The sequence below is a fragment of the Verrucosispora sp. TAA-831 genome (assembly GCF_050780145.1).
Classification (GTDB): Bacteria; Actinomycetota; Actinomycetes; order Mycobacteriales; family Micromonosporaceae; genus Micromonospora.
In genome coordinates this window covers 139933-153428 of the sequence record NZ_CP192240.1, presented here as the reverse complement: position 1 = coordinate 153428, position 13496 = coordinate 139933, and the positions used below count along the sequence as shown (strand labels likewise).

The 13496-nt window shown below is 67.4% G+C and carries 11 protein-coding genes; 5 read left to right on the top strand and 6 right to left on the bottom strand.

Going from position 1 to position 13496, the window contains the following annotated elements; all coding sequences use genetic code 11:
- The first annotated feature begins 4 nt into the window (after nucleotides 1-4).
- The 4 genes from ACQVFL_RS00700 to ACQVFL_RS00685 all read left to right on the top strand — a co-directional run bounded on the left by ACQVFL_RS00700 (nucleotide 5) and on the right by ACQVFL_RS00685 (nucleotide 2689).
- Complete coding sequence (locus ACQVFL_RS00700) at nucleotides 5-376, top strand: DUF742 domain-containing protein (RefSeq protein ID WP_396692014.1); 372 nt, start codon at nucleotides 5-7, stop codon at nucleotides 374-376.
- Nucleotides 357-968 carry a GTP-binding protein gene (locus tag ACQVFL_RS00695; RefSeq protein ID WP_396692013.1) on the top strand — a complete coding sequence of 204 codons (612 nt, stop codon included), beginning with the start codon at nucleotides 357-359 and terminating at the stop codon, nucleotides 966-968. The genes ACQVFL_RS00700 and ACQVFL_RS00695 overlap by 20 nt, the downstream gene beginning before the upstream one ends.
- 610 nt (nucleotides 969-1578) lie before the next feature.
- Nucleotides 1579-1971 carry a hypothetical protein gene (locus tag ACQVFL_RS00690; protein ID WP_431728340.1) on the top strand — a complete coding sequence of 131 codons (393 nt, stop codon included), beginning with the start codon at nucleotides 1579-1581 and terminating at the stop codon, nucleotides 1969-1971.
- A gap of 145 nt (nucleotides 1972-2116) precedes the next feature.
- Nucleotides 2117-2689, top strand: coding sequence for a DUF2637 domain-containing protein (locus tag ACQVFL_RS00685; RefSeq protein WP_431728339.1), 573 nt, complete (start codon nucleotides 2117-2119; stop codon nucleotides 2687-2689).
- Between the two features lie 97 nt (nucleotides 2690-2786).
- Here ACQVFL_RS00685 and ACQVFL_RS00680 read toward each other — a convergent pair whose 3' ends face one another.
- From ACQVFL_RS00680 to ACQVFL_RS00665, 4 genes are all read right to left on the bottom strand, one after another.
- Nucleotides 2787-4631, bottom strand: coding sequence for a hypothetical protein (locus ACQVFL_RS00680; protein WP_431728338.1), 1845 nt, complete (start codon nucleotides 4629-4631; stop codon nucleotides 2787-2789).
- Between the two features lie 209 nt (nucleotides 4632-4840).
- Nucleotides 4841-5677, bottom strand: coding sequence for a hypothetical protein (locus ACQVFL_RS00675; RefSeq protein WP_431728337.1), 837 nt, complete (start codon nucleotides 5675-5677; stop codon nucleotides 4841-4843).
- A complete protein-coding gene (locus ACQVFL_RS00670; protein ID WP_431728336.1) occupies nucleotides 5677-9732 on the bottom strand; it encodes an AAA domain-containing protein in 4056 nt (1351 codons plus the stop codon). The genes ACQVFL_RS00675 and ACQVFL_RS00670 overlap by 1 nt, the downstream gene beginning before the upstream one ends.
- Before the next feature lie 342 nt (nucleotides 9733-10074).
- Nucleotides 10075-10224, bottom strand: a complete 150-nt coding sequence (locus tag ACQVFL_RS00665; RefSeq protein WP_431728335.1) for a hypothetical protein — start codon at nucleotides 10222-10224, stop codon at nucleotides 10075-10077.
- Nucleotides 10225-10364: 140 nt separating this feature from the next.
- On the opposite strand from ACQVFL_RS00665, the gene ACQVFL_RS00660 reads away from it, so the two are divergent.
- Nucleotides 10365-10508: a hypothetical protein gene (locus ACQVFL_RS00660; protein WP_431728334.1), complete on the top strand. Its 144-nt coding sequence runs from the start codon at nucleotides 10365-10367 to the stop codon at nucleotides 10506-10508.
- Nucleotides 10509-10569: 61 nt separating this feature from the next.
- Here ACQVFL_RS00660 and ACQVFL_RS00655 read toward each other — a convergent pair whose 3' ends face one another.
- Nucleotides 10570-10944 carry a hypothetical protein gene (locus ACQVFL_RS00655; protein ID WP_431728333.1) on the bottom strand — a complete coding sequence of 125 codons (375 nt, stop codon included), beginning with the start codon at nucleotides 10942-10944 and terminating at the stop codon, nucleotides 10570-10572.
- A complete protein-coding gene (locus ACQVFL_RS00650; RefSeq protein ID WP_431728332.1) occupies nucleotides 10941-13349 on the bottom strand; it encodes an AAA family ATPase in 2409 nt (802 codons plus the stop codon). The genes ACQVFL_RS00655 and ACQVFL_RS00650 overlap by 4 nt, the downstream gene beginning before the upstream one ends.
- Nucleotides 13350-13496 lie beyond the last annotated feature (147 nt).

Below are 13496 nucleotides of genomic sequence, written 5' to 3'. Positions count from 1 at the left end.
CGCCATGACGAAGCCCGGCGCAGACGATCTTTGGTTAGACGACGATGCCGGTCCTGTGGTCCGTCCGTATGCCATGACCGGCGGGCGGGCCAAAGCGGCCAACACCTTCAACGTGGTCGCGATCGTGATCGCGACCACGTTGATACCGCCGCCAGACGTTGCGCCCGAGCAGGCGACACTCATCGCACTCTGCCAACGTCCACTCGCGTTGGCAGAGTGCGCCGCGCACCTCGGCCTGCCACTCGGCACGGTCCGCGTCCTGCTCGACGGACTGATCGAACGCGGGCTCGTGAGGGTCAACGAGCCCCACCAGGCCGCCAACCTTCCCGACGACCGCGTATTCGAGGCGCTCATCCATGGACTCCGTGCACTCTGACCGGGAGGGCCGACCGCACCTCCCGACCGCCGTCAAGATCCTCATCGCCGGAGGCTTCGGCGTCGGTAAAACGACCATGGTCGGCGCGGTCAGTGAATCCGCGCCCCTGCAGACGGAGGAAATCCTCACCGAGCAGGGCATCGGTGTCGACAACACCTCCGGAGTCGAGGCCAAGTCGACGACGACCGTCGCCATGGACTTCGGCCGCATCACCATCAACGAGAACCTTGTGCTGTATCTTTTCGGCACGCCAGGCCAGGACCGCTTCTGGTTCGTCTGGGACGAACTGTCGCTCGGTGCCCTGGGCGCGGTCGTCCTCGCCGACACCCGTCGACTGGATGATTGCTTCCCGTCGATCGACTACTTCGAACGGCGGCGGCTGCCCTTCGTCGTCGCCGTGAACTGCTTCGACAACGCCCGCCGCTACGGCTTGGACGAAGTGCGCAAGGCCCTCGACCTTGATCCAGGCGTTCCCGTCATGCTCTGTGACGCCCGCCAGCGCCAATCGGCCAAGGAGGTCCTGATCGAGCTCCTCGAACATGTCAAGAAGGGGCGAGGGCTGACCCGCACACCAGAGCCGGTCGGACCCTGACCGAACCGCCCGAGTGGCAGCTACCGAGGTACGCCCAGCTCACGTTCGTACCGCGTCACGTCCGCGTCGCCGTGGTGCGCGACTGCTCCGGAGGATCCGCCTCGGCCCGAGTCGAGCCCAGCGGATCAGGGGGTTCCCCCTACCCCAAGGAACTGATCCGCGCGAATTGGCACAGGGCGTCACCCTGGAGGCACGGATCATCAACATCGCTACCACGAAACGACGAAGAATCTGAGTCGACGGGCGAACACGGCACGAGAGGGAAGCCGCCGGAACGGGGGTTGACGGGGTCTCGCTCACACCGACTCCAGGAGCTGCGTTCGTGCCCCGGAGCATGCTCGTCACAACTGGTCCCGCCCCGGACGCGTTCGTCTGGGGCGGGACCAGCCACATCCGGATTGCCGGCGCGCTTCTCGGCCCGGTTCGGCTGGCACGGCTGCTGCACTTCGCTGCCGTACGAGCCGTGCCGACGAGGCGAGCGATCCCGTAAAGGGCCGCTGCGCTGTGTGAGAGTGGGCCGGAGGCACCACCATACGAACCACACCGCCACGATCACCGGTGACCCGCTACCACTAAGTTTGCCCAGCCCACGCGGATCGGGCGGTGCCCGATGAACCGGGCCCGACCGACCGAACCGCCGGTGCGGTTCGCCGATGCGGAAGAGATCAACCCGTTCCAACCCCTTCTCGATCTTCATGACCATGCCGTCGCTCGGACGCCGGGAACCGGACTCGATGACGTCCTGACGGAGCTGGCGTTGTCCGCTGCGGTGGTGTCCTGGTGGACTCGCTGGCAACCCGCGATGATCCACATCGCGCTGCGGGCGGGTGAGGACCTGACGGACATCGCGAAAGCGACCGGTCCCGACGCGGGCGAAGTCGTCGACCGGTGGCGGCGATGGGTCGATGTCCAGACGCGGTTGGACATCGGTGGATGTCCTTCCGTGGACCCTGTGGAGGTTCAGACCATCGAGCGACGGCCCGGGTCAGGGGTGGTTCGATGACGCCGACCCGGGTTGCCCGAGACGTGAGCACGGTGGCGGTAGCCGGGATTGCTGCGTGGTCGTCGTGCAGTCACATGGTCGCCGTGGCGTTGAGGTTCGGTGAGCGTCCCGAGGTCGCCTACGTGCCTCCGCTGTCGGTCGACGGATGCTGGTCGTCGCGTCGGCAGCCATGGTCGAGGACAAACGCGCCGGCCGGAGGGTGCGCTGGTCGGCTCGTACGGCGTTCGCGGTCGGGGTGGCGGCCAGCGTGGCGGCGAACATCGCCGCCGCCGAGCCAAGCCTCGGAGCGCGGATCGTGGTGGCCTGGCCAGCGGTGGCGCTGCTGCTGGTCGTGGAGATGCTGACCAGAACGCAGCCGGTCCCAGGCAACGGCCATCGGACGTTAGACACCGCCCAGCCGCCTGCCTCTGACGCTGCGTCTGCGTTGCCACTGGTGTCGCCTTCGATGGAACTTGTGACCGAGATGAAGGAGGCGCAGCCGGCTGGGGCCTCCGACGGTCCGGCGACGAACCAGGTGTCGGCGCCCCTCCGGCGGCAAACCTCACGACGCAAGGAGGTGAAGGGGCGCGCGGAGCCGACAGCAGACGTTGTAGCCCGGCTGCGTGCCGAGCGTCCGCAGGCCAGTCCGGCCGAGCTGGCTCTGGCCGCCGGCGTGTCCGAACGTCATGTCCGACGCCTTATGGCGGGGAAGCCCCCGCCGAATGCCAGCGGCGGGTAAAGCTTTACCGCGCCACCAGCTGACTGGTGCACGACCCGAGCCAGCCGTGGATACCGCAGCCGCCGACGTCGTGGCTCAGCGATTTCCTTCGGGGCCGTCAGTTCGTCTGTCCGGTCGGTAGGTGCCGGCCGATGTAGCCGACATAGATCCGTCCGCCCTGCGCCGTACCGTCGTAGTAGTGCATGCGGGGGCTGATCATCGCGAACTGAGCGATCTTGAAATGCGCACCCATGAAGATCTCGCCCGCCGGAATGACGGAGACCGGCACGGGTAGCACCCGCTTCCTCCAGAACGCCGGGTTGGTTCGGACCTCCTCGCTCTCGTCACGGGCGTGTCGACGCGTCGACCACTGGTGGCAGCCATCCGGAGTGTTCTCCAGGTAGCCATTCACGTCCCGGGCCCAGCGCCCGTCTGCCTTCGCCGCTGCATAGTCCTGGAGCACCAACAACGCATCCCAGGTCTTCGAAGCCCAGGCGCCCAGGGGGTCGTTGCTGTCGAGTTCCTCAGCGCAGTCAGGATCGCCCGTGAACACGACGTGCTGGAGTCTTGGCAGCCAACGGAGCAACTCACCAAAGCTGTCCGGCCGGGAGACATCCGCTTCCGATGGCTGTGCCGTCCAGGCCACCTCTGCTTGCCCCATAGAGGCGAGCCGGTGGCGCAGCGTCCGTTCAGTCTCCGCGGACCGGGTCAGGCGTTCAACCGCGTCGCGGTTCTCGATCTGCTCATCATCCAGCTGCCATTTGACGTCGTGATACGCCTTCTGTGTCTCATCGAGTTCGGCCTGGAGCTGCGCGAGTCGGGCTGCGATGTCTTTCTGCGCCTCCTGCGATGACCGACCGACCTCGATCAGACGCACGATCTCGTCGATCCGGTCGACGGTCAGGTCATCGACCCCTACCTTGATCTTCAGGTAGTCCAGCAACATGCCTTGCTGCGCACTGACGTCGTCTTGCCGGCGATCACTCTCTCGCGTCTCGACGGCCGCTGCCTGGGGCTGCGACGGAACGAGCGATGGCCGCTTCGATCTGACGTCGCCGAGTCGGTGCACCAACATGTCGTCGGCGATACGTTCCAGCATCCGGTGTACCCGCGCCACCGACGCGGGTAGCGGCTGTTCGAGAGCCTGGAGTTGGGCATTGGAGGCGAGGACCCGCGCGAGCCGGGGCTGTTCGTTGTCGTCGGCGATCCGTTCGGCGCTCAGCACCCGGTGCCGCAGCCCGTCGACGACGGAGTCCGGTTGAACCTGAGAGCGATAGGTACGAAGCCGGCCGGGAAGTACGGCGTGGGCCTGGCCGAGCCGGTCGTTGAGCAACTGCGTGGCCTCCCCGTCCAGCACGTAGCACGAGGCCATACCGATGGTGAACCGGGTCAGGTTGGCGATCCGGTTAGTCCATGGAACCGAAGGCAGGGAGTCGTCGTTGCCTGCGACGAAGACGACACCTCGTCGCTCGGTGTCGATGAGGGCTCGGTGGACCTCGTCGACTTCGCCGCCGCGGATGACGATTGGTCGCGTCGTCAGACGTGCGGCACCGTCCCAGGCATCGATGATTTCGAGCACAGGGGCGAGAAAGCGGGGGGTGCCTGCGAGTCGAGGGCGGCTGCGGGGGTCTGTGCTGTCGGGGTCGGGGGATTCGATGTCGATCCAGGCCCACGCCGCCCGCTCTCTCGCGTTGGGCGAATGTACGGTCAGTTGGATGATCCACTGCCCGTCCGGCTTCATTTCGACGATCCGTACGCGCGTTGACGTCGATCCATCCTGCCCCTCGTGCTGAAGCAGGAGGGCCCTGACGTTGTCGCCGATGGTTGCCCACCGATTCTCCTGGAGCGCAGACGGATCCCAGCCCTTGGGGTCCGCGATCCAACGGTCGAGTTGTTCCCGTACCAGTGATTGCAGATGGTTCCGTTCGCGGCGAGTCGTGAACACAGACCTGAAGCCGAGCATTTGCGCCGTCCCGAGGGGGTTACAGGCGAGAGGGCTCCGCCAAACGCGTCGCCGCACCCGCTCGATGCGGCCCCGCTGACCTCCGCCTGCTACTCCAGCACCTGGTCCTGGTGCGGAAGCTGGGAGTAGCAGGCGCAGGTGTCGAGGGCGGCATCTGGACAAGGAGAGGTCAATCGGATTGCATGCTGGTCACCGTGAAGAGCTGTTGATTATGGTGCGGATTCCAGGTCATTGAGGAGCGCGTGCACAGGAGCCCAGCACATCCGCACTGTGTCCAGGTCGGGTACGAGCCCGTAGTCGATCTGGTGGCGGGGGTGGACGAAGTTGCGGTAGTCCCGGACCTTTTCCATGAAGTCCTTGGCGTCGGTCTGAACCCACTTTCGTTGGTGCGCGTACTCGAGAAGCAGGTGGAGGCCTGCTCGTTCGGCCGGGATCCGTCGACCGTTTCGGCCGCTCAGGCCGTTCCTACGCACGGTCTCGTCGCGATCAGTCACCACGACGTGCAGCAGGCCTTCGACGAAGCTGCCGATGCCGATAATCGCCAGTGCGTAGGCTCCGTTGTTCTGGCAGATCGACGCTTCGTCGGCGCGGGCCATGAGGATGTCGGTCGCCTTGCTGTTGGGAGATAGTCGTCGCACCCGCTGGTGGAGGTCCGGCGGCGGCCCGTACAGGGGAACGTCGCTGCTCTGGCTGATCTGACCGAGCACGGGGCGCCCACCGACGTAGGTGATGGTGAGCTGCTCGGGAGCCAGGATGCGGTTCAGCTCCTGCGCGATCGGTTCGGCGGCCTCGACGCCGCCGTCGTACTCCAGCGGATCACCGATGCGACAGAGCAGCCGGTCGAGTGCGGCGGCATCATCGGCACGGGAACGGAGTACTTCTGTCAACCAGGGGATCCGCGGAGAGCCGTCGTACTGCGGTTCGCCGGGCCACCGGACCCTGTGCAGGAACCGCTCGATCTGCGTGCCGGTTCGCTCGTAGGGACCATCGACGTCGCAGATCAGGCGGGCGACGCGTTCCAGAGTGAGCGGGTCGAGGTCAACCATCAGGACACCTTCCGGTCGGCGCGCTGCTGCGCGATGTCGAGTGCTTCGGTCAGACGCTGGAGGATGGTTGAGCCCCGTTTACGGAAGCCGAGCTCGGCCATGGCCTCCTGGAGACGCTCATCCCGATCACGCTGGAGTTGGTCGCTCACCAGCCAGGTGCAGATCTGTACCAGCTGTTCCCGCGTGTAGTCGGTGATCCGTAGGCCGATCGGCACGTCGGGGCGCGGGCCACGGTGGATCGCCGGCGGCGACGGTGGCTGAGCGGGCCGGCGTGCCGCCGGTACGGGGCGGCTCCTCGGGGTGTGGTTGGCGCGGTCGACCGCCTGCTTCCAGCGGGCGACGAGCCGGGCTGTCTGGCCTGCCGGGTCCACATACCAGTCGGTCGACCAGATGCGGTGGAACTCCCACCCGAGGCGCTCGAGGTGCTGCTGGCGCAGCCGGTCCCGGTCCCGGGCGCTGTGTGCCTGGTGGTACGAGTGACCGTCGGTCTCCACAGCGAGGACCATGCGGCCGGGCTGGTCCGGATGGGCGAGGGCCAGGTCGATGCGGTAGCCGGAGACGCCCCACTGCGGCACGGCGTTGATGCCCTGCTGCTGGAGAGCCTTCAGGACGCTGCGTTCGAGGCCGTTGAGCTCGACCCCGGTGTGCTGTCGCGCGCCGAGGTCGCCGCCGAGGTCAACGAACTCCAGGTAGCGGCGGAGCAGTTCGGGTCCGCGGTTCCGTGTCGCCGCGGTCTGGTTCGGGTCCATGTCGTGGTGGGAAAAGGCGCTCACCACGGTCATCCGACTCCGCGCTCGGGTTACCGCGACGTTGAGGCGCCGCTCACCGCCTTCTTGGTTGAGCGGTCCGAAGCGCAGCGGAAGTCGACCGTCTCTGGTCTTGGCGTAGCCGATGCTCAGGATGATGGCGTCCCGCTCGTCGCCCTGAACGTTCTCCAGGCTCTTGATGAAGAATCGCTGGCTCGCGGCCTGGTCCTGGGAGAAGAAGTCGTCGAGATGCTCGTACTCGCGGCGTCGGCTGCGCAGAGTGGCTTCAATCCGCAGGGCGTGCTTCTGCCCCATGGTGATGACGCCCAGGCTCTCGTTCGGTCGCTGCTCGGCGTGCTCGAGGATCAGCTCGACCGCCCGGTTGACCTCCTCGGTTGATGAGCCGCTCTGACCTGGGGCCACACGGCCGTCCACCGTCTCCAAGCGCAGCGGGCTGTCGACCTGCACGCCAGGGAAAGTGACGAGGGACCGGTTGTAGATCTCGACGTTCGAGAACGCGATCAGGCGCTCGTCTCGACTGCGGTAGTGCCAGGTCAAGCGGTACCGGTCCGAGATCAGGCCGCCGAGGACGTCAAGAACGGACTCGTAGTCCTCGAGGTTCTCGTCGCCGAGATCATCGTCTTCGCCAGCAGGGTTCTGCTGAACGAGGCGCCGGAAGAACGGCGTGGGTGGGAGCTGCTTCGGGTCGCCGGCCACGACGAGTTGGGCGCCCCGCATGATCGAGGCGACCGCGTCGTGCGGCTCGATCTGGCTCGCCTCGTCAAAGATCACCACGTCGAACGACCGCTCGGGCGGCAGGGTGCGGCTGACCACGAGTGGTGACATGGCCCAGCACGGGAACGCGGCGAGGAGCACCTCCGGTGCGCTGCTGAGCAGCTTCCGAAGAGGGAGGTGCCGGCTCTTCTTGGCCGCCTCCCGCCGGACGAGGCCGTTCTGGTCGGGATAGGCGTCTCGTGCCTTCCGGAGATTCACCGCCACGTTGCGGCGCACGTGCCGGGCGGCCATCTCGATGTGCTGGCTGTCCGCGGCGCGGAAGTCCTGGACCACCGTGGCATGCTGCTGCCCCACGAACTGACCGAGGTACGGAACCCGCATGCGCATCTCGTCGAGGACCACCTGCAGCCAGGAGCGCAACAGGGTGTCGGCTGCGTCATCGCTCAAGACCTGCCGGGTGGCCAGGTCATCGAGCATGTGACTCAGCCCCAACGAGCGGAACAGCTGCTGCTGCTTGTTCAGGTCGGGCATCAGGAACAACGTCTCGCGGTCGGCGTTCAACTCGGCGAGCGTGTTGGCCGCGGTGGTGGTCGGTCCACGCTCAAGGCCGTCGATCCGGGCACATGCCGCCACCGCGGCGAGGTGGTTACGCACCTCTCTGAAGGACGACATGCACAGGTCGGCGCCTGCCAGAGCGGTAGGTGCGCTGTCCTGACGGCTGAGCTTCCGCCACCGCTCACGCTGCTCCGCCGCAGCGACCAGGCCCTGGTAGATCGCGGATCGCTTCCGGGGAGCGACCGGACAAGTCCGCCGCAGCTCGCGGCGCAGTTGGAACCGGCGGAAGATCCCGAGCGGTTCCGGCCGGCGCGGCCGGGATCGCCCTGGTGCTGTCGCGTAGACGAAATCGTCCAGACCAGGGCCGAAAACCTGCTCGCCGTAGCTGGCGATGGTGAGGTCGACCTCGCTGAGCAGGTCGAACAGGTCCCTCCACGCAGCGAGGTCGTCTGGCACGTCCAGCCCTGCGCGGTCGACCAGGTCCCGGATCTGGCGCTGTGCGCCCTGCAGGGCACCAGCCGCGAGCTCGTCGAGATGCACCAGCACTTTGCTGACATCGTCTGGGGTACGGATAGCGGCCTTCGCCCACGGCGACTCCCCGCGCCAGATCCTCAGCCCGCCACGATCCACGAACGTCCGAAGGTCCTCCCGCGCGGACTCAAGCTTCGACCGGTCAAGGTTCCGCAGCTCGGACGCGCGCAGGTTGTAGCCGCTGACGTCGCAATTCGGAAGCGCGAGGAGCTGCTCGATGACCTGAAACGCGCTCACCCCCCAGGGCTGCCGTACCTCGTGCAGCTCGGCCGGGTGCCGTTTCGCCGCAGCCCGGCGGCTGTGCAGGCGGCGGTGCAGCTCGTCGGTGTCGACGGGTGGTTCGCTGCCGGCTTGAGTGAGGACGTTGGCGATGCGCTGGGCGACCTGCCGTTTACTGATCTTGCGGTCGTGCAGGTCGAACACCAGATTGTCGAGCCCGACAACGCCAAGGCGGTTCATCACCGCTTCGATGGCCGCCCGCTTCTCGGAGACGAACAGCACGCTACGACCCATCGCGGCCATGTACGCGATGATGTTCGCGATCGTCTGACTCTTCCCCGTGCCGGGTGGACCCTCAATGACCACATGCCGGCCGGACAGCACCGCGTCGATCGCCGACTGCTGAGACGAGTCCGCGTCGTGGACCAGGAACTCCTTGGCCGGATCGACCCGATCGGCACTGGAGCTTGACCCTTGCGCTTGCTCAGTGCGCAACTGTTGCCGAGCGTCGCGGTCGCCCGCCATCGCGCCGATCACCGGATGTGATGCCAGCAGCTCGGCCGAACTACGCAGATCCTTGACCATGGCGAGCTTGTCGAAACTGAAGACGCCGGCAACCACCGCAGGCTCGAGCCGCAGAGACAGGCCGCTGGGAGCTACTGCCTCGGCGATCAGCTCGTAGGCGGCGCTCAACTGCTGGTCCGGGTCAGCGATCTCGGACAGCATCGCGCTCAGCTTCTCGCCGAGGGCGCTGACGTCCGCCTCCACGCCGTACTGCCGTTCCAGCGCGTACAGGAGGACGGGGTTGATCTCGGGGCACTCCGACAGCTCCAGCGTGAAGTCGTTCTCGGTCGCCGTCCTGCTGTCCAGCGCAAGCTGTTGGAGAATCAGCGGCGCCCGCAGCGGTTGCATCGGCACGGACCCCCGGGTGTACTGGCCGACCATGCAGAGCAAGCCGCGGGTCACCCAACCGGCCTGGATGCCCTGCTCCTCCTCCAGCTCGACCAGCTTCCGGCGGAGGCTGCGGGCAGTGTTGCAGGCGGTGTTGTGCCGGTCCTGGTCTGAGAACAGCGTCCGTAGACGAACTTTCTGTCCCTGGATCAGATCGGCGACCGCACCAGGAGCCGCCTCGGCGAGATCGAGGGTGGTGGTCTGTCGCTCCTTGAAGTAGAGCAGCGTGTTGCGCGGGCCGAAGTCGATCAGTTGGTCTGCCCATCGACCGGCGGCCTGCTGGATGAGGTTAAGTACATCGGGTTGGGTCAACAGCATCTTGTCTCCAATTCAGTCGATGTATGCCAGTGCTGATCCCCCTGGCCAATCGGCCCGAGGCAAAGCCCTCCAGGATAAGGCGCATGACGCGTGCATCTATGCATCGGTTTTCCGACAGCGGTGTCATCGGAACGACCCCACTCAGAAACCTGCACTGCCCTTGCCTGGCGTGCCGCCGCGCTTTGTCGATCCACCGAGCAGGTCGAGATGTTGCAATGCCGGGGCGGGGCTTCTTGGCGCAGCGGAAGCCACTCGCACAGGAGCTGGGTGGTGCGGGAAAGGCCGCGACGCGCAATCGCTCGCCCGAACCTGGTCTTCGATGCGTGGACGGGAAAGTCAGGGTCAGCGGGAGACTGCGGCTGGCGGCTTCGGCGCATCCGATGTGCGAAGAAGGTTGGTGGCATCGACGGTGGCACTGACCAGGGCGCACGTCGTCGCGGTGAGGGCGAGCCAGAACGCCACGGTGCTCTTCCAGTCCTCGGCGATCTTCACCCGTCACCACCTCGGTGACCTCCACTGCCTCGGCAGACCGACTCCGCCGACTACTCGGGTCAGGCGGACGACGCCAGCCGAACCGGGCGAAGAACTTGGCCCAGGTGTGGTTCGACCGGCCGCAGCCGAAGATCACTCCGTTGACCTTGCGTCCGCACCGGCCGCCGTTCTGGGTGGTCACGCCGCACATCGTCGGCGCCTTCACGGCGAGCAGCCAGGCCGGGATGGCGATCGCGATCGACGCCGACCAGGCGAGGCTGATGAGGTCGAGCGTGATGAGGTAGTAGACGACGCCGACGATGGCCAGCGCTTCAACGCCGAGGATCAGCATGGCCTGATCTCGCTTCAGCATGTAGGGGCCTCCGAGTCGTCAAGGAGCGCGACGATGTCGACGAGTTCGGTACGGAGCCGGGTCATCTCGGCTGCGGTGACGCCGAGTTCGTAGTGGTGGTGGTGTCCGGCGCGGGACAGCGCCCACCACAGGTAGCTGGCCCGGTGCCCAAGGTCGGGGCCGGCGTAGTGGGCGAGTAGCAGCAGCTTCGGCCGCTGCACCCGGGTCCGTCCGATCTCGGGGCAGACGCGAGCCCAGTACCGGTCCATCGCTGCTTCCAGTTCGTGGCGCAGCAGCCATGCGCACGCACGGGGCCAGGCTCCACGGGTGCCTCGGATGACGCTGCCGAGCATCCGGTCGGCGGTGGCGAGGTACAGGGACGTTGTCATCGCAACCGCCCCACGAGCGCAGCGGTGTTGGCGACCATCGCCCGGACGGGCATGCTCCGGTGGCCGTGGACCGCATCCGCCACCGCTTTGACCGTCCGGGTGGCCTGCGTGCCGTAGTCACGGTCGAGACGAGCGAAGAGCTCCGGTCGGGGTACGAGGCGGCCGAAGAGCCCGAGGCTGAGCCGGTCCTTGACGGTGTGCGCCCGACTGAGCCCTTCCTGGATCTGCTGGTAGGGCGTGCCGCGCCGATGCTCGGCGGCCCGGTAGCGATCCATACTCACCGACTCGATCGCGGACCGGCAGAACCCGGCGACCATTAGATACTTCGCCTCGTCCGCGATGTCCGCGGCGACCAGGGCGCGGGCATCGTCGAGGTAGCGGTCCGCCGGGTCGCAGACCTTGCGGACCTCGACGATCGAGCCCTCGCGGCGAGTGACCTCCCGGACGTCGGCCTCGACGTCGAGGCGACGGATCGCCTCCGGCAGCCGGTCATCGTGGGTAAACACGATGACCTGCCGGGTCAGGGCGATCTCCCGCAACACCTCGGCCAAGCCGTCGATCTTGGTGGGATCCATGCTCTGCACCGGGTCGTCGATGATCACGAACCGGTACGGGCTGGTCTCAGCGCAGGCACGGGGCAGGAAGACCGCGAGGCCGAGGGCGTGCAGCTCACCCTGGCTCATCACCGCGAGCGCGCTGGTCTCGACGCCGTCGGCGGCTACGGGGAACAGGACCCGGCGGGTGTTGTTCACCCCTTCCATCCGCAGCCGGCGCAGCTCGACGTTGCTCTCCTGCCGCAGCTTCTGCCAGATCCGGTCCGACTGGGCGACGAAACTGCCCAGCCGATCGGCACGCATCGCCTTCTCGGCGGTGTCGAGAGCCGCACGAGCCTTGGTGAGCAGAGCCAGGGCCGGTGCCTCGGCGCGGACCACGACCCCCGCGTCGACCCACCGGCGGATCGCGGCGCCGGGCTCGCGCCAGGCGTCGTGACGCTGGGCGAGCCAGCCGGCCGCCGCCTTCACGAGGGTGGTGTGCGCCGCGACGACACTGTCCCAAGCTGCCCGATCGGGGCCGAGCCCGGCGAGTGCTTCGCGCATCGCCGCGCTTTCCCCGGGGATGTGGGGTGCCAGCGCTGCGGCGGCCGGTTCCAGCAGCCGGTGGATGTCACCGAGCAGCCCGTCGACCGTACGCCGGGCGTGCGCGTGAGCCTGCTGGGCCGCGCGTGCTGCCGCGGCGACCGCAGCCATCGTGGCGAGTTCCTCTTCGGCCTGCGTACGCCAGTCCTGGTCCAGGGTCCCGACGCGGCACACCGGGCACGGGCCGTTCCCACGCTCGTGGTGCACGTCGAGCGCTGCCCGCAGCAGCCGAGCGCTGCGATCCGCGGCGCCGCTGTCGGTCGCGGTCGCCTCACGCATCGCCGCCGCAGACTCGGCGAGGGCGACCAGCGCCCCACCGAGGTCGGGCAAGTCCTGCTCGGCGAGCCGCCGGGCGGCTGCCGCTGCAGGTTCCTCCGACATGGCGGTGTCGCTGCAGGCCAGCTCGGCCAGCAGGCTCAGGTTTGCGCGGGACGGACGGGCACCGAGCGCGCTCAGGGCGTCGCGGGCACGGTCGTCGTCGATCTGGCCGAGCTGTTCGCGCAGCTCGGTGAAGGCCACCTTGAGCGCCTTGACCCGGTCGTCGTAGATCTTGCGCCGCTGCTGCAGTCGAGCGTCGGTGTCGCGTAGCGGCTCCATGCCGAGGATCGGCGCGATCGCGTCGTACAGTTCGGCCGGCTTCGCGGTGATGACCCGTTCGAGATCGCGGGCGGACAGGAACGGTCGGTACCTGGCGGCCTGACCGACCCACTGCGGCACCTGACCGGGCGGCATCGCGGCGCCGTCCGTGGTCGTGGTGACCGTCGCGGAGGTCAGATCGGTGGACCCGGCCGGCCAGGTGTACTGGGTCGCCACCTGCTGGCCGGAGTCGAGCCGAAGGCTGAGACGGATCTCCGACGCGCCGTCGTGGTGCAGGTTCCGCCAGCCCTCGCGGAAGGCCGGCGGGCGCTGCGCCCAGCGCAGAGAATCCTCGGTCAGCGCGTACTCGACGGCCTCGGCGATGCTGGACTTCCCGGAGCCGTTGCGGCCCACGAACACGGTCAGCCCGGTCTTGGGTAGCCGCCCGACCGTGACCTGCTGGCCGATACCGCGGAAGCCGGCAACCCGGACCTCTTCCAGGAATGCCTGCGGCGCGGCGTCGCTCGTCTCACCCGGTTCGGGCGACGGCGGAAGGGCTTCACCTCGCAATACGTCGTCGAGAACCTGCTCGCCGTGGAAGGCGGCAAGAACCAGGTCGTTGACCGGGCCGGGCACCTGGGACCGCTGGAGACGGTCCACAAGCTCCTGATAGAGCGTGAGCGTGTCGTTCATCAGACCCCCTGATGTCGTTGGCGCATCGAGGGAACCGCAGATTGATCGCCTACACTTCCCTACACGCTGTTATCCGGGGATAACAGATCTGTACTCGTCTTCGAAACTCCAGGGCTCGTACCGTGACCGCCAGAGCGAGGAGGTGAG

Coding starts and splice junctions, on each gene's coding strand:
- ACQVFL_RS00700 (WP_396692014.1), top strand. CDS start 5: ATGACGAAGCCCGGCGCAGACGATCTTTGGTTAGACGACGATGCCGGT.
- ACQVFL_RS00695 (WP_396692013.1), top strand. CDS start 357: ATGGACTCCGTGCACTCTGACCGGGAGGGCCGACCGCACCTCCCGACC.
- ACQVFL_RS00690 (WP_431728340.1), top strand. CDS start 1,579: ATGAACCGGGCCCGACCGACCGAACCGCCGGTGCGGTTCGCCGATGCG.
- ACQVFL_RS00685 (WP_431728339.1), top strand. CDS start 2,117: ATGCTGGTCGTCGCGTCGGCAGCCATGGTCGAGGACAAACGCGCCGGC.
- ACQVFL_RS00680 (WP_431728338.1), bottom strand. CDS start 4,631: ATGCTCGGCTTCAGGTCTGTGTTCACGACTCGCCGCGAACGGAACCAT.
- ACQVFL_RS00675 (WP_431728337.1), bottom strand. CDS start 5,677: ATGGTTGACCTCGACCCGCTCACTCTGGAACGCGTCGCCCGCCTGATC.
- ACQVFL_RS00670 (WP_431728336.1), bottom strand. CDS start 9,732: ATGCTGTTGACCCAACCCGATGTACTTAACCTCATCCAGCAGGCCGCC.
- ACQVFL_RS00655 (WP_431728333.1), bottom strand. CDS start 10,944: ATGACAACGTCCCTGTACCTCGCCACCGCCGACCGGATGCTCGGCAGC.
- ACQVFL_RS00650 (WP_431728332.1), bottom strand. CDS start 13,349: ATGAACGACACGCTCACGCTCTATCAGGAGCTTGTGGACCGTCTCCAG.